The organism is Prosthecobacter sp. Pr1 (assembly GCF_057652315.1).
Map to the genome: position 1 here is coordinate 103,296 of NZ_JBYFBS010000015.1, position 24,086 is coordinate 127,381.

Here is a 24,086-nt window from a genome sequence, read left to right on the forward strand (position 1 = left end):
GTGCAGACACCCGTTTGCTATTGAACATGTTCTAAAGAACAGTATTTAATGCTCTCGCGGTTCAAGTTTAGGCATTGAGCACTGAAAAATCGGCGGCGCAGACGGCAGGCACGTAGAGCCAACTCAACATGGACATCACCCGCAAACTCGAAATCCTGGCCGATGCGGCGAAGTATGATGCTTCGTGCGCGAGCAGCGGCGCGGCGCGGAAGGACTCGCGTGGCGGGAAGGGCGTGGGGTCCACGGGCGGGATGGGGATCTGCCATTCCTACACGCCGGACGGGCGCTGCGTCTCGCTGATGAAGGTGCTCATGACGAATGCCTGCCTGTATGACTGCCACTACTGCATCAACCGGAGGTCCAGCAATGTGACACGGGCACGGTTCACGCCGGACGAGGTGGTGAAGCTGACGCTGGATTTCTACAAGCGGAACTACATCGAGGGATTGTTTCTGAGCAGCGGGATCATCCGCAGTGCGGACCACACGATGGAGCTGGTGATCGAGGTCGCACGGAAGCTGCGGGAGGTGCACCAGTTCCGTGGCTACATTCATTTAAAGACGATCCCGGAAGCCTCGCAGGAGCTCATCGCCCTGGCCGGGCGCTATGCGGACCGCATCAGCATCAATGTGGAGCTGCCCAGCCAGCAGAGCCTCAATACGCTGGCACCGGAGAAGAATCTGGCGCGCACGGAGGAGGCCATGGGGCACATTCGGGGAAAGATCGAGGAGAGGCATGCGGAGAAACGCAAGCCGGATGCCCCCAAGCCGCCGCCGTTTGCCACGGGCCAGAGCACGCAGATGCTGGTGGGGGCCGATGCCTCGACGGATGCGGTGATCCTGGGGTGTGCGGACAAGCTCTACACCTCCCACCGCCTGCGCCGGGTTTATTACTCGGCCTTCAGCCCGATCCCGGAACCGTCTTCGATTTTACCGTTGAAAGCACCGCCGCTGATCCGCGAGCACCGGCTGTATCAGGCGGACTGGCTGCTGCGTTTTTATGAATTCAAGGTGGAGGAGATCGCTTCCGCCGCCGACCCCAATCTGGATCTGGCGCTGGATCCCAAGCTCTCCTGGGCGCTGCGAAACCGCGCCACTTTTCCTGTGGATGTGAACAAAGCGCCCCGGGAGCTGCTGCTGCGCATTCCGGGTCTGGGCGTGCGCAATGTAGAGCGCATCCTGGGTGCGCGGCGCTACACGCGGCTGCGGCTGGCGGATCTGGTGCGGCTGCGGCTGCAGATGAAGAAGCTGCTGCCTTTCATCACCACGGTGGATCATCATCCGGCAAGGCTGGGGCTGGACAGCGACTCGCTGCGGGCGCGGTTTTTGCCGCCACCGGAGCAGCTGGAGATCAATTTTGACGCACCGCCCACACCTGCTACGAGCGACTTTCTCTCGGTGAGATCCGGGGAGCTGTAAAAACCGAGCATGCGCACCGTTGTCATCGAGCCTGAGTATGAAGCCTGGAGGGCTGCGGCCCGCCAGTTGCTGGCGCAGGGCGTGACTCCTGAGGAAGTGCTGTGGACGGATGATCGCCAGGAGGCATCGTTGTTTGTCGGCGAAGAGCCTGCCGCAGCGGTGCAGGGGGTCAGTGCCATCAAAGTGCCGGCGGCTTTCATGGACCTGGCACGGAGCGTGGCGGCGCATACGGATGCGCGGCGCTGGGGCATGCTCTACCGGGTGCTGTGGCGGCTGACGCGGGGGGCGGAGCGGCACCTGCTGGCCATGGCCACGGACCGCGATGTGCGACAGCTCCAGGACTGGTCCAAGGCGGTGGGGAGGGACATCCACAAGATGCATGCCTTTGTGCGCTTTCGACTGGTAGGGACGGATGCGGCCACGGGACGCGAGCAGTTCGTGGCGTGGTTTGAGCCGGAGCACCGCATTGTGCGGCTGGCGGCGCCGTTTTTTGAGAAACGCTTTGCCGGGATGGACTGGTCCATCCTGACACCCTATGAATGCGCGCACTGGGATGGCGCACGGCTGCATTTCACCGCAGGCGTGTCACGCAGCAGCGCCCCGAATGAAGACGCGCTGGATGACCTGTGGCGCACCTATTACCGGAGCATCTTCAATCCTGCCCGGGTCAAAATCAGCGCCATGCAGTCGGAGATGCCGAAGAAGTACTGGAAGAACCTGCCCGAGGCATCGCTGATTGCCGAACTGATCGCCGAGAGCACGGGACGTGTGCAGGGCATGCTGGAAACCGAGGAACGAGCCGCCAAGCCCGCGCCCAACAATGCCTATTTGAAATCGCTTCACGCCATGAATCAGAGCGAAGCCGCCGCCCAAAACCCCGAATCAGACCCGGCATGAAAGGCGTGAAAAAGCAGGATCTCCCAACCAAGCCCTGTCTCGTTTGCGGACGGCCCTTCACCTGGCGCAAAAAGTGGGAGAAGGTGTGGGAGGAAGTGAAGTTTTGCAGCGAGCGCTGCCGACGAAACAAGTCGAGCGCACTTGGCTCGGTCACTTCGCGAGCGCCGCAATCTCCGCATCGCTGAGCGCGCGGTCCCAGAGGGCGAATTCATCCATGGCGCCGCTGAGGTGGCGGATGGCGACGCCGCCGGATTTGCGGCCGTCGTTCCAGTTGCCGAGTTCGGCGATGCCCATCTTCAGGGTTTCGGTGGTCTTGAGGGTGGAGCGAGTCAGGAGTTCGCCGTTGGCGTAGTGCCGAACTTCCTGGGTGGCGGGATCAAAGACGACGGCGAGATGCGTCCAGCGGCCGAAGCGTTCCGGGGTGAAAAGGACGGGGGTGTCGTGGTCGGCGTGGTGGGCACCCGCGCTGCCGGCGATGCCGAGGCGTACTTTGCCGTCCCGCGTGATCTGCCAGTGGACTTTGCGGTCGCCCCAGCCTTCGGACATGAAGAGGGAGTTGAAGGTGCGGTCGAGGCCGTTCACCCGGACCCAGACGGCCATGGTCAGGGTCTTGGTTTCGCCGGGAATGTTCAGGCGCACGCGATCGCTCACATTGCGGAATTCGAGGGCGCGTTTGCCCGGCCATCGGCCGGTGGTCCAGGAAGCGCCGACGATGCTGCCGTCTTCGATCTGGCCGCCGTTCACGGCGTGATTGCGCAGGGAGCGCGAGCCTTCGTCGTCCTGGAAATCGAAGCGCAGCCGGAGTCCGGCATCGGCGTTCAGTTTGGAGCTTGAGGCCAGCCACTTTTCGAACTGGAAGCGCTGGGACATCGCGCTGCGGGCGTCGATTTCGTTGAGCGAGGCGAAGCTGGAGGCATTGGCGGTGAGCATGGCGGTGTTGCCTGCGATCGCCATGGCCTGACCTTCTTTGAGGGATTTCATGGTCGCAGAAGGCTGATGCAGCTCCACCTCGCCTTTGAACACATGCACTTCCTCATTCGCGGCGCTGACATCCAGGCCGAACTCGGTGCCGAGATCGACGATGGTGCCTTTGGGGGTGTTGATGCGGAAGCCTTTGGCCTGAGGCGGCACTTGGGCGCTGAGTTTGCCGCGTGTGCAGGTGGCCTCGCCGGAGGACACGAGCTGCAATTCGGCGGGGCCTTCGATCAAGACGCGGGCGCCTTGATAAAACTCGATCTGAGCGATGCCGGATTTCAGTTTGAGCAAGCCCGGTGAGAGCGGCGTGCCGGGGGTGATGGTGGCGGAGTCCCATTCCAGATTTACGCCACGTGTCAGCACGGCCACGGAGGCGGTCGTTTCCTCGGTTTCGGGGCGTAGGTCCAGTGCGGCATTCATCAGCCAGGTGCCAAGCAGGGTGATGCAGGCGGCCATGGCCGCCACACTCGTGACGGTGGCGAAGGTGAAGCGGCGCTTGGGCAGCAGGGCGGGGCGGATGATGTTGTCCGCGACCAGTGGCTTGGTGGCGCGCAGCATGGCATCCATGTCGAAGTGCTGGAGCAGGCGCTCGCCCAGCTCCGGCTGCGTTTGCAGCAACTCGTGCAACTCCTCCGCCTCGGCGGTGGTGAGCGTGCCTTCGAGGTAGTGCTGGATCAAGGTGTCGGTGTCAGGCATGTGCGGGGCCTCCTTGGTTCGTCGAGCGCTCGATGCACTCGCGCAGTTTTTCGCGCACGCGGGAGAGGGCGCGGCAGACGGTGTCCGCCTTCATGTTGATCTGATCGGCGATCTGCGGCGTGCCGATGTCGTTGTAATAGTAGAGCTCCACCAGCTCACGGCTTTTCTCCGGCAGCTTTTGCAGGCAGTTGCGCAGCACGCTGATTTCTTCTTCATAGCGCGGCGGGGCTTCGCGTTCTTCGGCCAGGAGGCGGATGTGATCGGCCAGCTTCTGCACCACCTCGGGCTGCTGTTTGGTGCGCTCGCGCCATTGCCGCATGGCGATGTGCCGTGTGATCGTCGCCAGCAGCGGCCGAGCATCCGTGCTGAGGTCCCACTGGGACTCCTTGGCCATGAACTCCAAAAACACCTGCTGGGCGATGTCCTCCATCAGCCCCGGCCAGGGTGCATACTTCAGCGCCACGCCCCTCACAAAATCGTGATGGGCGAGGAAAACCTGCGCGGCCTGGGTCTCATGCGAGTTCATGCGTGTGGCAGTATCTCACGCGGGAAGGGGAAACCGGACAGAAAATTGTGCGTATAGCCGGATCAGTTTCCGCAGGTGGCGAAGTCCCTCATCGTGTTGAGCATGATCACCACGGAGCAGGCGCCGGCGTCGGGGAAGCCGAGGCAGGCTTCGCCCAAGGTTTTGGCGCGGCCGAACTGGGCGATCATGGCTTTGCTGGCTTCTTTGCCGGACTCGGCTGCTGCAGCAACGGCGGTCAGGGCTGCGGTGAGTGAGAGGGCGACGGATTCGCGGGCTTTGGTGGCGGCGGGGGCGAGGGCGTCGATCATGGTTTTGTCGCCGGGCTTGGCGCCACCGCGTTTCATGACGCCTTCGAGGGCGGCTTCGAGGAGGAGGGCGAGGGCTTCGGCATCGAAGAACTCACGGCCTGCGAGGGCTTTGCCGCCGGCGCGGTAAACGGTGCCGAAGAGGGCTCCGGAGGCGCCGCCCATGCTGGTCATCATGGCGGTGCCGGTGGTGACGAAAACCTGCTCCACGCTGGTGGGTTCCATGGGCTCAAGCTGGGCTTTGACGGCTTCCATGCCGCGCTTCATTCCGAGGCCGTGGTCGCCGTCGCCGAGATCGCGGTCGGCCTGGGAGAGCATGGGTTCAGCGGCGATGATGGCATCGGCGACTTGCAGCATCATGAGCCGCACCTGGTTGGATTTGAGTTCCATGGTTGAAGGGGAAAGAGAAGGGCTGGAGAGGTGAGTGAAAGAAGGGGGATCAAGATGATCCCCCTCCTGTGAATGCGTTCGATCTGCTGAGGCTTACTTCTTCTTCAGCTCCTTCTTCTTGAGGTCGTTGTAGAGTTCGAAGGCCTTGTTGGCGTTGAGGCCGCCGTGGACGACGCCTTGGACGGCCTGCATCATGGAGACCGGAGCGTCGCTCTGGAAAATGTTGCGGCCCATGTCCACGCCGCTCGCACCTTGCTTGATGGCGTTGGCGCACATCTTCAGCGCGTCGAGCTCGGGCAGCTTCTTGCCACCGGCGATCACGATCGGCACCGGGCAGCAGCTCGTCACCGTGTCGAATTCCTTCTCCGTGTAGTAGCACTTCACCACGTTCGCGCCCAGTTCCGCCATGATGCGGGTGGCGAGGCGGAAATACTGCGGCGTGCGTGCCATCGCACGGCCCACGGCGGTCACGCCCATGACGGCGATGCCGTAGCGGCTGGCAGCGTCCACCAGATCCGTGAGGTTTTTGAGGGACTGGCGCTCATACGCGCTGCCGATGAAGACCTGCACAGCAAGGATGCTGGCGTTGAGGCGGATGGCTTCCTCGATGTTGAGCGCGGTGCTCTCATTGGAGAGAGGCTCAAAGCCGGGGCGGGCAAACTTGGCCTTCTTGCCGTCGATCTCGCCTTCCCACTCTTCCATCGGGCTGATCATCGAGGTGCCGCCGGAGGCGCGCAGGGCGATGGCCTTGGTGGTGGAGGCAGGAATGACGGAACGCTGGATGCCACGGGTGAGCATGAGGCAGTCGGCGTAGGGGGCCAGGGGGAGGATCGTCTGGTCCACGCGCTCCAGGCCGGTGGTCGGGCCCTGGAAGTAGCCGTGGTCAAAAGCGAGCATGACGGTGCGGCCGTCCTTGGGGTTGAAAACCTTGGCGAGGCGGTTTTTGAGGCCCCAGTCATACTGGTGGCAGCCCTTGAGGAAGAAGCCGGGGGCCTCCTGGGGGACGTCGGTGAAGAATTCCTTTTCCTTCTTGTCTGCAGCGCTGGTTTGGATGTCGGCCATGGTGTGTGTTCAGTTTTGGTTGAGTGATCATCCATAGTCACTCCCTGCTTGCCGTCCATGCACGGGCTCGCCAGATTTGTGTCGGATTTTGCAATGGCCATGCAGACGAACAAAAACATCCTCAGCCTCGTGCCCACCGGCTCGGCACATCGCGTGCAGGGTCAGCGGACGGTGGCGCTGCCGGGGGTGACGGTGGACATCCTGACCACGCGCAAGATCGAACTGCAGCAGTGGGAGCTGCGGCGGCTGAACGATCCGTACTGGCGGCTGTACTGGCCGGTGAGTGCCGGAGGGGTGGTGGAAATCGAGGGTGAAAAGACGCTGCTGGAGCCGGGCTTCATGTATCTGATTCCGCCACACACGACTTTCAGCACGACGACGAGCAAGCCATTCAGCAAGTGGTACGCGCATTTCAATCTGGGTCCGCTGGCGGACCGGGCGGCACCGGGCATCCACAAGTTCCCCACGAATGCGCTGATGCAGAGTTTGATCCCCGGCCTGATCAAAATGAGCAAGGAGAAGGTGGCGGTGAGGTTTCCGTGGCCCACGATCCAGCTTGTCATCGCTGCCGTGCAGTGCCTGCCGGAGAGTGTGTGGGAGAAGCAGCATCTGGATGCGCGGGTGCTGCGGGCGATGGAATTCATGCACCAGCATCATGGGCTCAAGCTGACTGCCGAGCAGGTGGCGAAGCATGCGGGGCTGAGCCTGCGGAATTTGAACCATCTCTTTCAGCAGGAGCTGCAGCAGCCGCCTATGCGCGTGCTGCTGGACTACCGGCTGGATGAAGCGTGCCGCAAGCTGAGGCACACGAAGGATAGCATCGAGACGATCTCCGAGCAGTGCGGGCTGACGAATCGCTACTACTTCAGCCGCATGCTGCGGCAGTACCGGAATACCTCGCCCGCGACGTATCGGGATGAGAGCTGGGGGTGAGGCCGCAGGGACGCAAGCGTACGGGGAAGCTTTTGATGTTGGGTGTGCTGGAGCGCTGGTCGACAGACAGGAGTGTCTGTCGTACTTTCCGGAGGTGCTCGCGCTGGGAATTGGAAGAAGAGAGCGGTTTAGAGGTCCAGGCCGAGGAGCTGCAAGCTGTCGCGGTGGATCATGGCTTCGATCTGGGTCAGGTCGAGGCGGGGGAGATTGGTGCCTTCGAGCATGTCGTTGAGTTTGCGGATGCCGTCGATGGAGGCGTTGACGGTGGTGAAGGGGAAGTCGGTGCCGAAGAGGAGCTTGTGCCAGACGCCGTACTCCTGCGCGAGCATGAGGGAGTTGTAGAGCTGCCAGGGGCGGTAATGCAGCGCGCTGACGTCGGCGAAGACGTTGTCGTGCTTGCGGATGGTGACGAGGCATTCGCCTTCGTAGGGGTGGCCGAGATGGGCGAGGATGATTTTGACGCCGGGATGTTTTAAGGCCACGGGCTCGATGAGGCGGGGCAGGGTGAAGGCGAGGGGGGCCTGGGCGATGAAGGTGGTGCCCATGTGCAGGAGCACGGGCAGGCGGTGTTTTTCCGCATACTGCCAGAGGGGTTCGAGCGTGGGGTCATCGGGGCTGAAGCCGGCGTACATGGGCAGAAGCTTGATGCCGCGCAGGCCGAGGGTTTCGTGGCCGAACTGCAGCTCGCGCTGCCAGTTTTCCTGAGTGGGATCGATGGAGAGGAAACCGATCAAGCGTGCGGGATCGCGCGCGACGTAGTCTGCCACGGTCTGGTCATTGACCCAGAGGCCGCTGAGTTTGGCTTTGCCGCCGAAAACGAGGGTGCGGGTGTCTTCCGGGGCGCTGGCGCGATAGGCCTCGTAGGTCGCGCTGATGTCGACCTTCACGCCGGGGCGGGCGCGTCCGGCTTGATGGATGAAATCGTCGGAGAAGTCGGCGGGGAAATTCCAGGCGTGGGAGTGGACGTCGATGATCATGGGTTTGAATCAAAGGGTGGCGGCGATCATGCGGTCGAACTGGCGCTCGACTTCGAGTTGCGATTCAGCGTCGAGTTTGAAACCGACGGGGCCGCGGACGAGGGTGTTTTTAAAGATGCCCTGGCGGACGAGGAGATGCTTTTCGACGGCGAGGAAGCCGTCGAGGCTGGTCTGCATGGAGATGAGGGCGGAGAGGGGGCCGTGGATGCGATCGGCTTTTGCGGTGTCGCCGGCTTCCAGTGCGTTCCAGAGGGGGACGAGACCGCGAATGAGGTCCGCACCGGGCATGGTGCCGACGACGCCGCGCTTGAAGGAATCCACGAGGGCGATGCCGCCGGTGCCTTCGAAGACTCGGGCGCGGCCTTGGGTGGCATCGCGGAGTTCGGAGAGCTTGGGGCCGATGGGGGAGGCCTCGGGTTTGTATTGAACGCGTTCGGGGCCGAACTCGGCGAGCAGTTTGGCCTGCATGGCGATGGGCATGGGCTTGCCGACATAGCCGCTGGCGTCCTGCACGATGACGGGAATCTGGATGGCGTGGATGATGCGGGTGTAGTAGGCGAGCAGCTCGCTTTCGCCGATGCCGATGGACACGGGCGGGATGGCCATCACGGCATCGGCTCCGACGCTTTCGGCGTGTTTGGCGTAGCGTTCGGCGACCTTGGAGGACTCTGCGCCGACGCTGATGATGACGGCGCCGCGTGATTTGCCAAACTTGCACGAAGCGGCGGCGAGCTGTTCGCGCTCTTCGCTGTCGAGGCGCAGGGTTTCGGAAACCATGGCCATGACGATGCCGTGGGCACCGGAGTCGTAGAGCCAGGCGATTTCGCGTTCGAGGGTGTCGAGGTCGAGGGTTTCATCGTCATGCCATGGGGTTTGGAATACGGGGAGGACGCCGTGGAGTTCGTGTTTGGGGGGAGTCATGGGGGAGATTGAATGCCGCAGAGATTGTTTCTGAAGAAGAGCGGCGGTGTTTTAAGGTTCCACGCTTAGCGGAGTGAGGGGAAATGGGTGGCCGCAAAAAGGCGCAAGAAGCGCAAAAAAAGGGACCGGAAAGGGATGGCCGAAAGAAGGGAAAAAGGGTGAAAAAATTCAGAGAACGAGAGCAGTTTCAAAAAACTTGGGACATTGGCCGGAGGGGCACTGGTCACCAGAGCAGTTTGCCGCCGTCGATGATGAGCAGGCTGCCGGTCATGTAGCTGCTGGCATCGCTGGCGAGGTAGAGGGCGAGGGGACCGATTTCTTCGGGGCTGCCCCAGCGGCCCATGGGAATGCTGGTGGCGACTTCGCCTTCGAACTCGGGGCGCTCGCCGATCCAGCGTTTGTTGGCGTCGGTGAGGAAGGGGCCGGGGGCGATGGCGTTGACCGTGATGCCGTGCATGGCCCAGTCGGCGGCGACGGCTTTGGTGAACATGGTCAGGGCGCCTTTGGAGGTCTCGTAGCTGCGGCCGCGCATGGCTTTGCCGGGCCAGAGGGCGTTGATGGAGGAGATGTTGATGATGCGGCCCCATTTGCGTGGGATCATCGCGCCGCCGATGCGTTTGGTGAGGATGAAGGCCTGGGTGAGATTGAGGTCGAGTATGCGCTGCCAGTCTTCGAGGGTGAGGTCCTCGGTGGGGGTGTTGATGCGGCGACCGCCGACGTTGTTGATGAGGATGTCGATGGGCGGGTGATCGCGGAGGAGGACATCGCAGAGGCGTTCGGCTTCTGAGGGCTGGGAGAGGTCGGCCTGGATGGAAGTGACGTGCAAATCCTCGCTGCAAAGCTCCTCGCAGGCCGCGTGCAGCTGCGCTGCATTCGAACCGGCGATGATGATCTCGGCTCCGGCTTCGCCCAGTGCACGCGCCATTTCCAGACCAAGGCCGCGTGAGCCGCCGGTGATGAGGGCGCGGCGGCCGGTGAGATTGAAGCGATCGAGAACAGACATGAAAACAGATCGGCGCGATGAAGGGAGTCTTTCAAGCACTGCGTATGGCTTGCATGATCCTGCGCCTCTTTTTCTGTTTTCTCCTCATTCTCGAAGCTCATGCCGGTGATTTTCGTGTGGGGGCGGCGAGGGTGGACATCACGCCGAAGGATGGGACGCCGCTGGGCGGGTTTTACAAATTTCGGGGTTCGGAGGGGGTGATTGATCCGTTGTTTGCGAAGACGATCCTTTTTGAAAAGGATGGAACGCATGCGGCCATCGTGGTGCTGGATCTTTCGGGCACGGTGCGGCCGCTGGTGGCGGAGGCGCGGAAGGCGATTCAGGAGCAGTGCGGGATCGAGGGGGATCATGTGATGATTTCCGGAACGCACACGCATTCCGGGCCGCAGCAGCCGCGTGGATCGCTGATGGATGACATCACGAAGGTGAACTCGCCGCCGGGGGTGGCCTACATCAGCGCGCTGCCGGGGCTCATTGCGCAGTCGGTGAAGGAGGCGAAGGCGAAGCTGACGGCAGCGAAAGCCTCGGTGGCGGTGGGCAAGGAGGAGGGTATCAGCTTCAACCGGCGTGTGCTGCGCGAGGGCGTGAAGGAGGCGATCTGGCAGCCGCAGAAGCTCAATCCGGCGACGGACAAGCCGGCGGGGCCGATTGATCCGGATGTGGGCGTGGTGGTGTTTGAGTCCGAAGGCAAACCTACCGCGAGCCTATTGAACTTTGCGATGCATCCGACCTCTGTGGGCGCGGGCACGAAGATCTCGGCGGATTATCCCGGAGTGTTTACGAAGCTGGTCAGCGAGCGGCACGGACCTGGCATGATCTCGGTGTTTGCGAATGGTTGCTGCGGGAACATCAACCACGGGGACTACATCAACGGCAAGCGCCGAAGCACATTGGAGCTGGGCACCGCGCTGGCGGATGCGACGGATGCTGCGTGGTCCAAGCTGCAGCCGACTGCCGCCTACGCACCCCGTGTGCGTTCCGAGCAGGTGACGCTGCAGCGGCGCAGTTTTACGCCGGAGCAGATTGCCAAAGCGAAGGACATGGCGGCGAACATGTTCACAAAGAATTTCGGCACCGTGCCGATGGCGGAGACCGTGTGCATCCTTGAGACGGTGGAAAAGCAGAACGTGCCGCTGCTCGCGGAGGTACAGGTCATCGCGCTGAGTGATGAGCTGGCCATCGTGGCGCTGCCGGGGGAGATTTTTGTGGAGCTGGGGCTCGCTTTGAAGAAGGCCTCGCCGTTCAAGACCACGATCATCGCGGAGCTGGCGAATGGAAGCATTGGGTATGTGCCGAACCGAGAGGCGTATCCGCAGGGCAATTATGAAGTGGTGAGCGCGCGAAATGAAGTTGGCAGCGGCGAAAGGCTGGTGGAGGTGGCGCTGAGGCTGCTGGGCGAGGTGAAGGCGGGGAAGTGACTGCGAACTCGAAGAGGCAGTTTGTGCTTCACGCCGAGAATGGTTTTTGCTCTATTATCAGGGCATGAGCCTTTCGCGATTTTTCCAAGCATTCCTGATGCTGGGATTGTGCGATCTGAATGCACGGGAAGATGACAGGCAGCAATGGCTGCAAAGTGAGCTCTACCGGGCATGCGACAATGGTACTCTGGAGGCGGTGAAAAAGCTGCTTTCAGAGGGTGCCAGCGCGAAGCTGGTGTCCGAGGACTACCATGAGCTGCCTTTGAACAGGGCGATCTCGATGGGGAATGAAGAGATGGTGAAGCTGCTGGTAGAGCATGGCGCGGCATTGAATGATCCCGAGGGCTCGGCGCTGGCGGTGGCTGCCAAAGGCGTGCCGGTGCCTTACTCGGAAATCAAGACCAAGCGCATGATTGATCTGCTGCTGTCGTTGGGAGCGGATGTTCATGTCTATGATGATGAGGCGATTGTCGAAGCTGCGGGAACAGGGCTGGCGATTGTGCAGCAGCTAGAAAAAGCGGGGGGAAAGCCCAACCACCGAGCTTTGGTGTCTGCGGTCAGAGGGTGTCATCTCGATATTGTAGAGCATTTGGTCAAAGGAGGCATTGACCCGACTTCCACCGACAAAGATGGCCGCACCTTGCTGCACGAAGCTGCAAGTATGTCATGGGCTTACTCGCGGGAGGAGCCAGAAAAGCGGCTAACTCTTTGGAACCGAATACTTGCGCTGGGAATCCCTGTCGAGGCGCTGGATCGAAGAGGACGCAGCGCTTTGTTTGAAGCCGGTTCCGAGGAGATGATGGAATGGCTCGTTCAGAAAAATGCGGATGTGAATCTGAAGGACCATGAGGGCGTGACGGTGCTGATGGAGGTGGCAGGAGACGGATGGGATATGGCAGAACTGGTTCGATGGCTGCTGAAGGCTGGAGCCGATTTGAAGGCGAAAGATCAAAAAGGGCGTTCTGCGCTGGACTTCGCCGCCGGTGCAGAGGCATGGGGGGAAATGTCCCTGTTGCTGGATGAAGGTGCGACTGCGGACCATGCAGTGGGCATGCTCACGGCCATGGCCCGCGCCACGCTGGATCATGCGACGGCGCATGAGCATCTGGCCAGCATTACCGAACATTTGCTGTCGCAGATTGGGGAGCCGAATGCTCTGCGTGTGGATGGAATGCCGCTGCTTTCTTGGGCGGTACTGATCAATAATGAGGCAGTGGCAAAGCTGCTGCTGAAGGCCGGGGTGGATGCCAATGCTGTGGATGCCGAAGGACGCACTGGTCTGATGATGGCCGCGCTGGCTGGCAATACCGCCATGAAGGGACTCTTGCTCAAGGCGGGGGCTGATTCCGCGCGCAAAAACAAGCAGGGGCTCACGGCTGATAGATTGACCCCTTTTCCAAAGATGGGGAATGAAAGCCTCTCATCCGGCGGGAGTGATGGATCCACCGTGGCCGTCGAAGCAGCGCTGAAGGATGACATTTTCGGGGCGATTGCGGCTGATCAAATCGAGGATGTTAAGCGGCTGGTTGCGGCGAAGCCCGGCATCCTTCAACAGGAACGAGGTGGCGTGCAGCCACTGCATCTGGCGGTTGCGCTGGGCCGACTGCCTATCGTGGAATGGCTCTCGAAGAATGGTGCGACGCTTGAAGCAAAAACATCGGATAAGCAAAGCTGCCTGGCGGTCGCGCTGGGGGCGAATCAACCGGAGATGGCGCGGTGGTTGATGAAACAACGTGATGTTTTTGACCCTGCGGCGGTGATGGAAGAATTGCTCGGTAGTTGGACAGATCAAGAGGGCTGTATTCTGGCAGTGCGTCTAGCTCTGGAGGCCGGATGGAAACCAGACGGTAGTGGAAAGGCCAGAGATGCGGTGGCACTGGCCGTTCGATGCGAAGATCTTATCACGACGCGGCGACTGCTGAGCCTCGGTGCCCCGCTAACTCCGGTGGAGAATGACAGCGCTGAAAGTATAACGATTGGAACACCGCAAAATCTGATTCGGTTTGCCGCGCAGAGCCGCGATACGGTGATGCTGAAATTTCTGCTGGAGAAAATCTCCGCTAAACACAAGGAATGGCGGGCGGACATCACGGCAGCGCTGCATTTTGCGGCCAGTTCAGGCAACCTGCCGGTGGTGAAGCTGCTGGTGGAGCAGGGCGGGGCCGATGTGAATGCAGGCACGCAAAAGTTTCACGGGACTGGCTGGGGGTATCAATCTCTTGAAGACAAAAGCATCTTGTTCACTCCCATCTGCCTCGGCGTGGAGCAATCTCAGCGCGAGATCGTGGAATATCTGCTGCAAAAAGGTGCCAAAGCCGAAGGGCATGATACTTCCGGACGGCAGGTGCTGGCCTGTGCTGTGGCGACGGGGAAAATCGAGCTGGTCAGACTCATGCTGGAGCATGGTGCGGCCCTTGAGGCCAGGAATGGAGATGGTGGCACCGCACTGCATGAAGCGGTGCGATGCGGGGTGTCTGACATCACAGCGCTGCTGCTCAGCAAGGGAGCCAGCCGTGATGCGAAGGATAAGAATGATCGTACGCCGGCGCAACTGGCCGAAAGCATGGGTCAAACTTTTCCCTGAAGCACCGCATCATTCTTCCGGCAGTTTTTCAAAGGCGGTGACGATCTTTGCAACGCCGGGATAGCTGCCATCGATGGTGGCATTCCAGGCGATGCCGAGCCAGCCGCCGGTGGTTTTCATGGAGACGTTGGTGTTCCAGTGGCTAAGGCCAGGAAGACGCTTGTGCTCCACTTTGCCGCTTATGGGATCAATGCTGGTCAAGATGGTCTCCCACCTGCGCAGTGGATCTTTGCGTTCCGCCGCAGTCTCTGCCTGGCGCACCCAGGCCACCCACCAGCGGCGGGCCGCCCAGACGGGAGCTGATGAAGTGGGGAAATCATAGATCGTCGCCGGCTCACCGAGCAGCACGGTCTTGCCGGGTGAAAAGCCTTTCGTGGCGGCGGTGGAGAACATCAGTTTGACTGAAGCCGATGGATCCACGCGCTCGTCGCTGGTCCAATCGTAGCCTAACGCAGTCCAGGTGAAGCCTGCCCATTCACCAGCCAAAGTTGCTTCGTCAACCATCGCAAATTTTGCCGGGTCGAGGGGCAGGGGCTGTTCGACTTTCTGCCCATTCGTTGTTCGAGTCAGAACAAAACGTGTTTTGCGTGAGCCTGGCACTCCAAGGGTTTCCACCTTGATGGCATCGGCAGGTGGGGGCGGCTCCGGGCGTTTGACCAGGATTTGATGGCGTGGAAGCAGGAGTTTTCCCTCTGGAGAGAAGACCATGCCCCATTCCAGAACCTGTGTTTCCACGCGTGTGATGAAATGGATGGCGAATTTGCCATCCTCGATCTCCACACTGGGGCTGACGTCCCCATGTGGATTCATGTGAGCCTGAGTGATCAGCGGTACGGACAACAGGCAGGCGAGGCCGAGAAGGGCTTTGGCTGACATGGCGCAAGGCGATGGAGCAATCCGTGCTGCGAGCTAAGCCGCCTGCGGGGAGCGGATGTGGGCCCAGCAGTGGACGTGGGGGGCGCCGCGGAAGAACCAGACCATGTTGGGGCCTTCGATCTGCCAGACGTCCCAGATGCCGTCTTTGCCGACGTCCTGGTTTTTGAAGAAGGCCATGTGGAGGTTGTCGTAGCCGCCGGCTTCGATGTATTTCATGGATTCTTCGCGCTCGGACTGGCGGAAGGGTTTGAGGAGATCGGCGATGACTTTTTTGACGAGGTCTTTCTGGTCGGCGCTGAGTTCGGTGAGGGGGATGCCTTCGAGGCCTTTGGTTTTGCCGGTGAGCTTGACGGTGTCGTTGCCGTCTTCGTCGCGGGATTCGCCGAGGAGGGCGAGCTCGCGCTGCTTGCCGTCGAGGGCCTGGAAGACTTCGTTGGCACGCTTGGCCTGATACCAGTAGGCGTTGCCGGGGTGGTCGGGCTTTTCATTGAAGCCCTGGGCGGCGTGGCCGTAGAAGATGGGGCCGCCGAAGGCCGCGCCTTTTTCGCTGTCGCCATCGCAGCGGCGGGTGCAGTGGCGGCCGGTGAGGACGAACTCGAACTGACTGGTGCCGGGCTGGCCGAAGAGGGCGATGGAGGCGCTGCCGAAGCCGCCGTCGCCTTTGTTGTCCTGATCGAACTGACGCCAGACTTCGGATTTGTACTCGTCGCTGTGGAGTTTGTCGAAGATCTCGCGCACGAGTTCCTGCTGGTCGGGCTTGAGGACGTCGCGGATTTTCTGCGGGGTGATGTGCCAGTTGTTGTCCACCTTGAGGCGGCGGGGATCGCTCCAGGCGAAGCAGAGGGTTTTGCGCTGGGCTTCGTCCATGCTGCCGTAAAGCTGCTGGACGAGGGTTTCAGAAGTGGCGGCGGAACTGGCGCCGAAAGCGGAGCCAAGGAGGCCTGCGGCGGCGACCTGCGCGCTGCGGGTGATGAAATCACGGCGGCTGGCCGAGGGAATGATGTGCGTGTTCATGGCGGGGTTGTACCAAACGTGGCTTTGAATGGGAAGTTTTTGTTTTCCCTGCGCCATTATCGCAAACGGGCATAAAAGTGATGCTGAAATGGTATTGCAGGTGGCGTACCAGCAGACAGCATTCATTCGTATTGAAGTTGTTATGCACATGAACAGTACCCACGAAGTCATCATCATCGGCGGCGGTCCGGCCGGAACCAGCACTGCAGCCATCCTCGCAGAGTACGGCCACAAAGTGCTGGTGCTGGAGCGGGAGAAGTTTCCGCGGTACCATGTGGGTGAGTCGTTGATCCCGTTCACGTTTGGACCGCTGGAGCGGCTGGGGCTGATCCCGACGATGAAGAAGTCGCACTTCATGAAGAAGTTCAGCGTGAGCTTTGTGCAGCCTGACGGAAGGCGCTCGCAGCCCTTCTACTTTTACAACCGCTATGACCGCGAGACGGTGGCGCAGACCTGGCAGGTGATGCGCTCGGAGTTTGACCAGATGCTGATGGAGCATGCACGCGGCAAGGGTGCCACGGTGCGGGAGGAGACGACGGTGACGCAGCTGCTCAAGGATGACAGCGGCCGGGTGATCGGCGTGGCGGTGCAGAACAAGGACGGCAGCAAGGAGCATCTGCTGGCCAAGCTGGTGATTGATGCCTCGGGCAAGGAGGCGTTTGCCTCGGTGCGTGAGGGCTGGCGCGTGGGCGATCCTTATCTCAACAAGGTGGCGGTGTGGACGTACTACAAGGGGTCGAAGCGCGAGGCAGGCCTTGATGAGGGTGCGACGACGATCGCTTTCGTGCCGGACAAGGGCTGGTTCTGGCACATCCCGATGCATGATGACATGGTGAGCGTCGGCGTGGTCGCCGAGGGCAAGTATCTGAGCCGCGATGGCGTGAAGGATCCGAAGGCGATGTTTGAGCGTGAGATTGGTGAGAACCAGTGGATCAAAGACCACCTTTCGGCGGGTGCCTCCACGGGTGAATACTGGATCACGAGCGAGTACTCACGCCACTCGAAGTATGGTGCCTCGCCGGGCCTGCTGCTGGTGGGGGATGCGTTTGCGTTTCTGGATCCGGTGTTCAGCAGCGGCGTGATGCTGGCGCTGAAGAGCGGCGTGCTGGCGGGAGATGCGGTGCATGAGGCGCTGGTGGCGGGTGATGTGTCGCCGGAGCGCTTTGCGGAATACGCCGAGTCCATGCGCCAGGGCATCGATAACATGCGCAAGCTGGTGTATGCCTTCTACAACCCGAACTTTTCCTTCAAGGATGTGGTGATGAAGTATCCGGACGCCGGTGACGAGATCACCGACTGTCTGTCCGGCGATGTGAACAAGGATTACTCATCCCTGTGGACGAAGATCCGGGAGTTCTCCCCGATACCCGACATCCTGCCCTATGGCGTACCGATGGCGGCGTGAGTTTTCTTGACGCCCCAGACCACGAGCAGAAACAGAGCGATCAACCCCGCACCGGTGGCGTTTTCACGCCATGAGGGAGGGAATACCAGCACGTAGCCGGCGCTTTTCACCAGTGCGGAGAAGCTGGAGACGCAGAAGGGCATGAGAAAGAGGCGAAAGGTGACCCAGCGGTCCGGCCAGACCCAACGACCGGAGGACTGGGACTGCGTGCTGATGAGCAGCGCGGCACCGATGATGCCACTGAGTCCGACGGAGGTGAGCCAGATGCGGGGAGTGCTGTCGAAGTGGTTCACAATGCTGAGCGCCCACCAGATGAAGTAGCACCAGAGGATGGTGCGGCCGGTGGAGAGGTTCTGCAGGTAGCGGATCAGGGGCATGGCGGGTGAGGCTTCCTATGAAGCGCATCAGCGCAGGGGCAAATACGAAGGCCAGCCATGGAACGGCAGCATGATGCGGCCACAGCACCGCATGGGGCGTAATGCGCATGCGCCATGCCATCCCGACCCCGACTTGTGCTAGTGCTGGGAGACCAGCTTGATCTTCAATCTGCTGCTTTTGACGGCTTTGATCCGCTGCGGGATGTGGTGTGGATGGCCGAGGTGGCGGCAGAGTCCACCAAGGTGTGGAGCGTGAAGGCGAGGATTGCCGTCTTTCTCGCAGCCATGCGGCATTTCCGCGAGGCGCTGAGGGAGAAAGGATGGAGGGTGGTTTATCATGAGATGGGTGCGTATGGGGACTTTGGGCAGGCTCTGCGTGCCAGTGTGATGGAACTGAGCCCTTCCGCGCTGGTGATGGTGAAGGCGGGGGAATGGGGCGTGCAGCGTGATCTGGAGGCTGTGGCTGCGGAGCTGGGGGTGCCACCGGAGGTAAGGGAAGACCGTCACTTTCTCTGCACCACGGCGGAGTTTGCGGAGCATGCGAAGGGCCGCAAACAGCTGCGCATGGAGTTCTTTTACCGTGAGATGAGACAGCGCACGGGGGTGCTGATGGAGGAGGGCAAGCCAGCGGGAGGGGAGTGGAACTTTGATCACGACAATCGCGGTTCTTTTGGCAAGGAGGGGCCGGATTTGCTGCGGGTGCCGCCGAGGAGGTTTGTGCCGGATGAGATCACGCGGGAGGTCATTGAGCTGGTGGAGGAGCGTTTTGCGAAGCATCCGGGCACACTGAAGGATTTCGACTGGCCGGTGACGGCGGCGCAGAGTGTGGAGGCGCTGGAGGATTTCATCGCGCACCGGCTGCCGGAGTTTGGGCAGTATCAGGATGCGATGTGGGTGAATGAGCCGTGGCTGTATCATTCACGGCTGAGCGCGGCGATGAATCTGAAGCTGCTGGATCCGAGAGTGGTGATCGCGGCGGCGGAGAAGGCGTGGCGTGATGGCAAGGCACCGCTGGCGGCAGTGGAGGGATTCATCCGGCAGATCCTTGGCTGGCGTGAGTATGTGCGGGGCATCTACTGGCTGAAGATGCCGGACTATGTGCGGCTGAATGCCATGGAAGCGCACGAGGTGCTGCCGGGTTTTTACTGGACGGGGGAGACGGACATGAACTGCCTGAGGGATGCTCTTTCGCAGACGCTGCGCTACGGGTATGCGCACCACATTCAGCGGCTGATGGTGACGGGTTTGTTTGCGCTGCTCTACGGGGTGGACCCGCGTCAGGTGCACGAGTGGTATCTGGCGGTGTATGTGGACGCGGTGGAGTGGGTGGAACTGCCCAACACGCTGGGCATGTCCCAGTATGGAGACGGCGGCCTGATGGCGAGCAAGCCGTATGTGGCCAGCGGCAAATACATCCAGCGGATGAGCAACTACTGCACAGGCTGCAAGTATGATCCTGCGCAGGCCACGGGGGTGAGGGCGTGTCCTTTTACGACGTTGTATTGGGACTATCTGCTGCAGCATGAGGTGAAGCTGCGGGGGAATCAGAGAATGGCGATGCAGCTCAAGAATCTGGGGCGACTGACTGCGGAGAAGAGGAGTGAGATTCAGGAGCAGGCGCGGAGGGTGAGGGAGGGGGGTAGTCTTAGTGGCCTGCGGCTACGCTGAATATCGGCCCCTCACCCGGCCTCTCCCCGAAGTATGGCTGGAGCAGCAAAGCCTTGGACGGGGAGAGGAGATTTGCGCTGAGGCGCTGTGAAACTGTGTCGAAGTCACAACGTGTCTCCCCCTCTCCCCGCCGAGGGCATGGTTGGCGCTACGCACCTTCGGGGAGAGGCCGGGTGAGGGGTGTCACGTAGCTTACTTGAGTTGCGATTAGGGGCTGAACAGTGACTGCGGATGTTCGTTATACTTGAATGATCACGCCAGGATGTCCTTCACGACCTTGGCTGGCTCCACGCCGGTGAGGCGGAAGTCGAGGCCTTGGGCGCGGAAGGTGAAGCGTTCGTGGTCGATGCCGAGCTGGTGCATGACGGTGGCGTGGAGATCTCGGACGTGGACGGGATTTTCGGCGACGTTGTAGCTGAAGTCGTCGGTGGCGCCGTAGGTGACGCCGGGTTTGATGCCGCCGCCGGCCATCCACATGGTGAAGCAGCGCGGATGATGATCACGTCCGGCTTCGGGGCTGTCCCATTTGCCCTGACCGGCGACGCCACGGCCGAATTCGCCGCCCCAGAGGACGAGGGTGTCATCGAGGAGGCCGCGTTGCTTGAGGTCTTTGATGAGAGCAGCGCTGGGCTGGTCGGTGTCGCGACAACGGGCGGTGCACCAGCTTGGCAGACGGCTGTGATGATCCCAGTCGGGATGGAAGAGCTGGATGAAGCTCACGCCACGTTCCGCGAGGCGGCGGGCAAGGATGCAGTTGGCGGCGTAGCTGCCGGCGCGGCGCGAATCGGGGCCGTACATTTCGAAGACGTGATCGGGTTCGTCGCTGAGATCGGTCAATTCCGGCACGCTGGTCTGCATGCGGTAGGCCATTTCGTACTGGCGGATGCGGGTGGTGATTTCGGGATCCTGGGTTTGCTCAAAGCGCATCTGGTTGAGCTCCGCGAGCCCGTCGAGCATGCCACGGCGGAGGTGGCGCGGCAGGCCTGCGGGATCGGTGAGATAGAGGACGGGGTCTTTGGAATTGCGGAGTTTTACGCCTTGATAGCGGGAGGGCAGGAAACCGCTGCCCCAGTAGTGGTCGTAGAGGGGCTGGTCGCTGGGGCGCTGCATCTTGGAGATGAGAACGAGGTAGTCGGGCAGGTTGCGGTTCAGGCTGCCGAGACCGTAGCTGATCCAGGAGCCGAGGCTCGGCCTGCCAGGGAGCTGGTGGCCGGTGAGGAACTGCGTCATCGCCGGCGCGTGATTGATCTGGTCTGTCGTCATCGATTTGATGAAGCAGAGGTCATCGGCCACGCCCTGGAGATGGGGCAGCCATTCGCTGATGGTGGCGCCGCTCTGGCCGCAGCGGCTGAATTTGGTGAGGCCGGGCAGGATGAGCTGCTTCTGACCTGAAGTCATCGTGGTGAGGCGCTGGCCCTGGCGCACGGACTCCGGCAGTTCTTTGCCTGCCCAAGGCATCAGTCCGGGCTTGTGGTCGTAGAGCTCCAGCTGCGAGGGCCCGCCTGAATGGGTGAGGAAGATGACGCGCTTTGCCTTGGGTGCGAAATGGGGAAGGGAGGGCAGGCCGGTGGCTTCCTGCTGGGCCATGGAGTGGAGAGCCATGGTGCCGACGGAGACGCCGGTGCATTGGCCGAGGAAGTAGCGCCGGGTGGTGTTGAGGGAGGATTCACTCATGGGTGATGGCTTCGTCGAGGTTGAGGACCAGGCTGGCGACCAGTGTGTGCGCGGCGAGTTCGGGCGTGGTTTGCAGTTTGCGGGCGTCGTCGGGATGGGCGCGGTAGTGGGCGAGAGCGCGGTCGAGTTCGCGCTGAAGGACGGACAGCTCTTTTGGCGTGGCTGGTCGGGTCAACACGGACAGGTAGAGGAGAGGGAGGCGATCTTCGGTTCTCGCGGCGAGCATGCGTTTGGCGAGGGCGCGGGAGGCTTCCATCATGGTCTCGTCATTGAGCAGGGTGAGGGCTTGCAGGGGCGTGTTGGTGCGCGAAATCGCCACCTCGCATGAGCGGCGCTGGGCGCTGTCGAAGAGGAAGGTGGGGGCGATGCTGCGACGCCAGAAGGCATACAGGGTGCGGCGGTGCTGGGCGGCACCCTGGCTGGGCTCATAGGTGAAGCGGCCCATGAAGATCTCTTCCCACACGCCATCGGGCTGGTGGGGGCGCACGGGCGGGCCGCCGAGGGCGGGATTGAGCAGGCCGGAGGAGGCCAGGGCGGCGTCACGGATCATCCAGGCGGGGAGGCGGAAGCGGGGGCCGCGAGAGAGGAGGAGATTCTGTGGATCAGAGGAGTTGGTATGGTCTGATGCCTGCTGGTAGGTCTCGCTGGTGACGATGAGCTTGATCAGCTTTTTCACGTCCCAGCCGTTCTCCATGAAGTCGACGGCGAGCCAGTCGAGCAGTTCGGGGTGGGTGGGGCGCTGGCCTTGGAGGCCGAAGTCATCGGGTGTGCGCACGAGTCCGGCACCGAAGAGCATCTGCCAGACTTGATTGACGAAGACGCGGGCGGTGAGGGGATTTTCTTTGGAGGTGAGCCATTTGGCGAGACCGATGCGGTCCTTCACCGTGCCAGCGGGCCAGGGTGCGATGGCGGCGGGGACATCGCGCTGGACGACATCGCCTTTTTTGTCCCAGACACCGCGAACGAGGACGTGGGTGTCGCGCGGTTCTTTGCGCTCGGCGAGCACCATGACGTTGAGCTTGCCGGCGGCGGCCTGCACTTCCTTGAGCTGGGCATTGGCGCGATCATAGGAAGCTTTCGCGAGCTGGTAGGGTTCGTGATCTTCCAGGAATTGATCGAGCAGGCGGTGACGATCGGGTTTGCCAATCGCGAGTTGTTCGAGCGGGGTGGGGCCGAGTTCGCGCACGGCGGGGCCGGGCTGATCCGTAGCGGAAACGCGGAAGCTGGCGATGTTGGCGTCCCCGTTGGTGGAGCGGTGGCGAAGTTCGAAGATGAGCTCTTCATCGCTTTCGAGCACGAGCGGTTCGGCGAGGCCGTAGAGGGCGGTGTGCGGCTGATCTTTGGGGAAGCCTTTCGTGGTCCAGCCGTTGCGTGGATCATCGTCGAGGGTGCCTTTGACATCGCCGTATTCGCGGGCCTTGGCTTCGAGCTTGGTATCGGCGACGGCGTATTTGACGAGGATGTCGCGGATCTGGGAACTGCCATTGCGGCGCACCTGCAGCTTGATGTCGGTGAGGATGAATTCGCCGTCCTTGCCGCGTGAGAGCACGCCGTTTTGTGGCAGCACTTCGAGCTTCAGGCCGGTGAGGCGGGGCAGCTTGATCACCGAGATGAGGCGGTAGTCATCCTGCTTGGGATTGGGGCCGGTGGCGATGACGATGCCGTCTTTGGTTTGTGCGAGTTTTGTGCCTTCCTGAGATTCCACGGCACCGTGGATGATGTGCCAGGCCTGGAAGCCGTTCTTAACTGCGGCTTGCTGCTCCGTGAGCCATTTTTCGAAGGGTTTTGCAGCATCCGCCTTGGCTTTGGTTTCCACGGGCTTGCGGGCATCGACGAGTTTTTGGGTTTCATCCACGGCACGCTTGGCGTGAGGCGACTGGTAGCTGAAGTACGGCTTTGCAGCTGTGCCGGCGGCACCGTCTTCGTCGATGCTGTTGAAGAAGGCGTGGAGGCTGTAGTAGTCGTGCTGGGAGATGGGGTCGAACTTGTGCGAGTGGCACTGGGTGCAGCCGAGGGTGAGGCCGAGCCAGACGGTGCCGATGGTGTTCACGCGGTCGATGACGTAGTCGATGCGGGACTCCTCCTTGTCGCGGCCGCCTTCGCCGTTGGTCATGTGGTTGCGGTGGAAGCAGGTGGCGAGTTTCTGCTCGGGGGTGGCATTGGGCAGGAGATCGCCGGCGAACTGCTCCAGCGTGAACTGATCGAAGGGCTTGTTGGCATTGAAGGACTCGACCACGTAGTCGCGCCAGGGCCAGTTGGTACGGGAGGCGTCGGACTGGAAGCCATCGGTGTCGGCGTAGCGTGCGGCATCCAGCCAGACCATGGCCATGCGTTCGCCGAAATGCGGTGATGCAAGCAGGCTGTCGATGGTTTGATTGGCGGTGGGTGGCAGGCCGGTGAGGTCAAAGGAGAGGCGGCGGAGGAGGGTGTGAGTGGGGGCTTTGGGGGAGAGCTTGAGGCCTTCTTTAGCGAGGCGGGCTTTGACGAAGAAATCCACGGGATGGCCTTCGACTTTGGCTTTCACGGGTTTTTCGAGGGACCAATGCTTGCCCCACTTGGAGCCTTCGGCGATCCAGCGTTTGAGCATGGCGATCTGCTCTGGTTTGAGGGCGGGCTTGTGGGACTTCGGGGGAGGCATGATCTCCTCGGGGTCCGAGGTGACGATGCGTGTCATGAAATCGCCGGATTGGAGGACTTCGCGAGCGCCTTCCGGGGTGTCGAGGCGCAGGTCGGCCTTGCGATGGCCAGCGTCCTGGCCGTGGCAGGAGAGGCAGTTGTCTGAGAGCAGGGGCATGACCTCGCGGCTGAAGCTCACCGGGTCCGCATGGGCGGACAGAGTGAGGGCGAGCAGGAGCAACAGGTGTTTTGGCATGTAGAAACTAACGCGGCTGGGCATGCAAGGTGCATGCATCTGCTATGGAGAATCCTGAGATTTTTGCGATGCCAGCTTTCCTAAAAACAGGCAAA

General features: G+C 61.6%; 20 protein-coding genes. 8 read left to right on the forward strand and 12 right to left on the reverse strand.

What is annotated here, in order from left to right:
- The first annotated feature begins 128 nt into the window (after positions 1–128).
- From AC24GY_RS21260 to AC24GY_RS21270, 3 genes are read left to right on the forward strand one after another with little or no spacing between them, the layout of a single operon-like run.
- Positions 129–1,418: a putative DNA modification/repair radical SAM protein gene (locus tag AC24GY_RS21260; protein WP_487686953.1), complete on the forward strand. Its 1,290-nt coding sequence runs from the start codon at positions 129–131 to the stop codon at positions 1,416–1,418.
- A gap of 9 nt (positions 1,419–1,427) precedes the next feature.
- A complete protein-coding gene (locus AC24GY_RS21265) occupies positions 1,428–2,315 on the forward strand; it encodes a TIGR03915 family putative DNA repair protein (RefSeq protein WP_487686956.1) in 888 nt (295 codons plus the stop codon).
- Positions 2,312–2,500 carry a DUF2256 domain-containing protein gene (locus tag AC24GY_RS21270; protein WP_487686958.1) on the forward strand — a complete coding sequence of 63 codons (189 nt, stop codon included), beginning with the start codon at positions 2,312–2,314 and terminating at the stop codon, positions 2,498–2,500. Before AC24GY_RS21265 ends, AC24GY_RS21270 begins: the two co-directional genes overlap by 4 nt.
- Here AC24GY_RS21270 and AC24GY_RS21275 read toward each other — a convergent pair.
- The 4 genes from AC24GY_RS21275 to AC24GY_RS21290 all read right to left on the reverse strand — a co-directional run bounded on the left by AC24GY_RS21275 (position 2,466) and on the right by AC24GY_RS21290 (position 6,269).
- Positions 2,466–3,986: a LamG-like jellyroll fold domain-containing protein gene (locus tag AC24GY_RS21275; RefSeq protein WP_487686961.1), complete on the reverse strand. Its 1,521-nt coding sequence runs from the start codon at positions 3,984–3,986 to the stop codon at positions 2,466–2,468. The genes AC24GY_RS21270 and AC24GY_RS21275 overlap by 35 nt on opposite strands.
- Positions 3,979–4,512 carry an RNA polymerase sigma factor gene (locus tag AC24GY_RS21280; protein ID WP_487686962.1) on the reverse strand — a complete coding sequence of 178 codons (534 nt, stop codon included), beginning with the start codon at positions 4,510–4,512 and terminating at the stop codon, positions 3,979–3,981. Before AC24GY_RS21280 ends, AC24GY_RS21275 begins: the two co-directional genes overlap by 8 nt.
- A 62-nt stretch (positions 4,513–4,574) precedes the next feature.
- On the reverse strand, positions 4,575–5,207 hold the full coding sequence (gene dhaL / locus AC24GY_RS21285) for a dihydroxyacetone kinase subunit DhaL (protein WP_487686965.1): 633 nt from the start codon (positions 5,205–5,207) through the stop codon (positions 4,575–4,577).
- Positions 5,208–5,300: 93 nt separating this feature from the next.
- Positions 5,301–6,269, reverse strand: coding sequence for a 3-hydroxy-5-phosphonooxypentane-2,4-dione thiolase (locus AC24GY_RS21290; protein WP_461526163.1), 969 nt, complete (start codon positions 6,267–6,269; stop codon positions 5,301–5,303).
- Positions 6,270–6,368: 99 nt separating this feature from the next.
- On the opposite strand from AC24GY_RS21290, the gene AC24GY_RS21295 reads away from it, so the two are divergent.
- Positions 6,369–7,202: a helix-turn-helix domain-containing protein gene (locus AC24GY_RS21295; protein WP_487686967.1), complete on the forward strand. Its 834-nt coding sequence runs from the start codon at positions 6,369–6,371 to the stop codon at positions 7,200–7,202.
- A 128-nt stretch (positions 7,203–7,330) separates the two neighbouring features.
- Here the strand turns inward: AC24GY_RS21295 and AC24GY_RS21300 are convergent, their stop codons facing one another.
- From AC24GY_RS21300 to AC24GY_RS21310, 3 genes are all read right to left on the reverse strand, one after another.
- Positions 7,331–8,179 (reverse strand): amidohydrolase family protein, encoded by an 849-nt coding sequence (locus tag AC24GY_RS21300; RefSeq protein ID WP_487686969.1) that lies wholly within the window; start codon positions 8,177–8,179, stop codon positions 7,331–7,333.
- Positions 8,180–8,188: 9 nt separating this feature from the next.
- Positions 8,189–9,100, reverse strand: a complete 912-nt coding sequence (locus AC24GY_RS21305) for a dihydrodipicolinate synthase family protein (protein ID WP_487686972.1) — start codon at positions 9,098–9,100, stop codon at positions 8,189–8,191.
- A gap of 223 nt (positions 9,101–9,323) precedes the next feature.
- A complete protein-coding gene (locus AC24GY_RS21310) occupies positions 9,324–10,103 on the reverse strand; it encodes an SDR family NAD(P)-dependent oxidoreductase (protein ID WP_487686974.1) in 780 nt (259 codons plus the stop codon).
- A gap of 53 nt (positions 10,104–10,156) precedes the next feature.
- On the opposite strand from AC24GY_RS21310, the gene AC24GY_RS21315 reads away from it, so the two are divergent.
- Together AC24GY_RS21315 and AC24GY_RS21320 are read left to right on the forward strand one after the other, a co-directional pair.
- Entirely contained in the window at positions 10,157–11,521 is a 1,365-nt protein-coding gene (locus tag AC24GY_RS21315) for a neutral/alkaline non-lysosomal ceramidase N-terminal domain-containing protein (RefSeq protein ID WP_487686977.1), read from the forward strand.
- A 64-nt stretch (positions 11,522–11,585) separates the two neighbouring features.
- Positions 11,586–14,105 (forward strand): ankyrin repeat domain-containing protein, encoded by a 2,520-nt coding sequence (locus AC24GY_RS21320; protein ID WP_487686979.1) that lies wholly within the window; start codon positions 11,586–11,588, stop codon positions 14,103–14,105.
- Between the two features lie 9 nt (positions 14,106–14,114).
- On the opposite strand, the gene AC24GY_RS21325 is transcribed toward AC24GY_RS21320, so the two are convergent.
- Both AC24GY_RS21325 and AC24GY_RS21330 read right to left on the reverse strand, forming a co-directional pair.
- Complete coding sequence (locus AC24GY_RS21325; RefSeq protein WP_487686982.1) at positions 14,115–14,981, reverse strand: hypothetical protein; 867 nt, start codon at positions 14,979–14,981, stop codon at positions 14,115–14,117.
- Positions 14,982–15,014: 33 nt separating this feature from the next.
- A complete protein-coding gene (locus tag AC24GY_RS21330; protein WP_487686984.1) occupies positions 15,015–15,995 on the reverse strand; it encodes a DUF3500 domain-containing protein in 981 nt (326 codons plus the stop codon).
- A gap of 148 nt (positions 15,996–16,143) precedes the next feature.
- Here AC24GY_RS21330 and AC24GY_RS21335 point away from each other — a divergent pair, with 148 nt between their 5' ends.
- Entirely contained in the window at positions 16,144–17,400 is a 1,257-nt protein-coding gene (locus AC24GY_RS21335) for an NAD(P)/FAD-dependent oxidoreductase (RefSeq protein WP_487686988.1), read from the forward strand.
- Here the strand turns inward: AC24GY_RS21335 and AC24GY_RS21340 are convergent.
- A complete protein-coding gene (locus AC24GY_RS21340; RefSeq protein WP_487686990.1) occupies positions 17,376–17,777 on the reverse strand; it encodes a hypothetical protein in 402 nt (133 codons plus the stop codon). The genes AC24GY_RS21335 and AC24GY_RS21340 overlap by 25 nt on opposite strands.
- A gap of 114 nt (positions 17,778–17,891) precedes the next feature.
- Here AC24GY_RS21340 and AC24GY_RS21345 point away from each other — a divergent pair, with 114 nt between their 5' ends.
- Positions 17,892–19,445 carry a cryptochrome/photolyase family protein gene (locus tag AC24GY_RS21345; protein WP_487686992.1) on the forward strand — a complete coding sequence of 518 codons (1,554 nt, stop codon included), beginning with the start codon at positions 17,892–17,894 and terminating at the stop codon, positions 19,443–19,445.
- Between the two features lie 252 nt (positions 19,446–19,697).
- Here AC24GY_RS21345 and AC24GY_RS21350 read toward each other — a convergent pair whose 3' ends face one another.
- Together AC24GY_RS21350 and AC24GY_RS21355 are read right to left on the reverse strand one after the other, a co-directional pair.
- On the reverse strand, positions 19,698–21,119 hold the full coding sequence (locus tag AC24GY_RS21350; protein ID WP_487686994.1) for a DUF1501 domain-containing protein: 1,422 nt from the start codon (positions 21,117–21,119) through the stop codon (positions 19,698–19,700).
- The gene (locus AC24GY_RS21355) at positions 21,112–23,991 is read right to left on the reverse strand and encodes a PSD1 and planctomycete cytochrome C domain-containing protein (RefSeq protein ID WP_487686997.1); all 2,880 of its coding nucleotides are present in this window, start codon (positions 23,989–23,991) and stop codon (positions 21,112–21,114) included. Before AC24GY_RS21355 ends, AC24GY_RS21350 begins: the two co-directional genes overlap by 8 nt.
- Positions 23,992–24,086: the final 95 nt, after the last annotated feature.

Excerpts from the sequence above, each read along its gene's own strand:
- AC24GY_RS21275 (WP_487686961.1), bottom strand. The coding sequence starts at position 3,986 with ATGCCTGACACCGACACCTTGATCCAGCACTACCTCGAAGGCACGCTC.
- AC24GY_RS21315 (WP_487686977.1), top strand. The coding sequence starts at position 10,157 with ATGATCCTGCGCCTCTTTTTCTGTTTTCTCCTCATTCTCGAAGCTCAT.
- AC24GY_RS21290 (WP_461526163.1), bottom strand. The coding sequence starts at position 6,269 with ATGGCCGACATCCAAACCAGCGCTGCAGACAAGAAGGAAAAGGAATTC.
- AC24GY_RS21350 (WP_487686994.1), bottom strand. The coding sequence starts at position 21,119 with ATGAGTGAATCCTCCCTCAACACCACCCGGCGCTACTTCCTCGGCCAA.
- AC24GY_RS21260 (WP_487686953.1), top strand. The coding sequence starts at position 129 with ATGGACATCACCCGCAAACTCGAAATCCTGGCCGATGCGGCGAAGTAT.
- AC24GY_RS21340 (WP_487686990.1), bottom strand. The coding sequence starts at position 17,777 with ATGCCCCTGATCCGCTACCTGCAGAACCTCTCCACCGGCCGCACCATC.
- AC24GY_RS21320 (WP_487686979.1), top strand. The coding sequence starts at position 11,586 with ATGAGCCTTTCGCGATTTTTCCAAGCATTCCTGATGCTGGGATTGTGC.
- AC24GY_RS21295 (WP_487686967.1), top strand. The coding sequence starts at position 6,369 with ATGCAGACGAACAAAAACATCCTCAGCCTCGTGCCCACCGGCTCGGCA.
- dhaL (WP_487686965.1), bottom strand. The coding sequence starts at position 5,207 with ATGGAACTCAAATCCAACCAGGTGCGGCTCATGATGCTGCAAGTCGCC.
- AC24GY_RS21335 (WP_487686988.1), top strand. The coding sequence starts at position 16,144 with ATGAACAGTACCCACGAAGTCATCATCATCGGCGGCGGTCCGGCCGGA.
- AC24GY_RS21300 (WP_487686969.1), bottom strand. The coding sequence starts at position 8,179 with ATGATCATCGACGTCCACTCCCACGCCTGGAATTTCCCCGCCGACTTC.
- AC24GY_RS21310 (WP_487686974.1), bottom strand. The coding sequence starts at position 10,103 with ATGTCTGTTCTCGATCGCTTCAATCTCACCGGCCGCCGCGCCCTCATC.
- AC24GY_RS21305 (WP_487686972.1), bottom strand. The coding sequence starts at position 9,100 with ATGACTCCCCCCAAACACGAACTCCACGGCGTCCTCCCCGTATTCCAA.
- AC24GY_RS21345 (WP_487686992.1), top strand. The coding sequence starts at position 17,892 with ATGCCATCCCGACCCCGACTTGTGCTAGTGCTGGGAGACCAGCTTGAT.
- AC24GY_RS21330 (WP_487686984.1), bottom strand. The coding sequence starts at position 15,995 with ATGAACACGCACATCATTCCCTCGGCCAGCCGCCGTGATTTCATCACC.
- AC24GY_RS21270 (WP_487686958.1), top strand. The coding sequence starts at position 2,312 with ATGAAAGGCGTGAAAAAGCAGGATCTCCCAACCAAGCCCTGTCTCGTT.
- AC24GY_RS21325 (WP_487686982.1), bottom strand. The coding sequence starts at position 14,981 with ATGTCAGCCAAAGCCCTTCTCGGCCTCGCCTGCCTGTTGTCCGTACCG.
- AC24GY_RS21355 (WP_487686997.1), bottom strand. The coding sequence starts at position 23,991 with ATGCCAAAACACCTGTTGCTCCTGCTCGCCCTCACTCTGTCCGCCCAT.
- AC24GY_RS21280 (WP_487686962.1), bottom strand. The coding sequence starts at position 4,512 with ATGAACTCGCATGAGACCCAGGCCGCGCAGGTTTTCCTCGCCCATCAC.
- AC24GY_RS21265 (WP_487686956.1), top strand. The coding sequence starts at position 1,428 with ATGCGCACCGTTGTCATCGAGCCTGAGTATGAAGCCTGGAGGGCTGCG.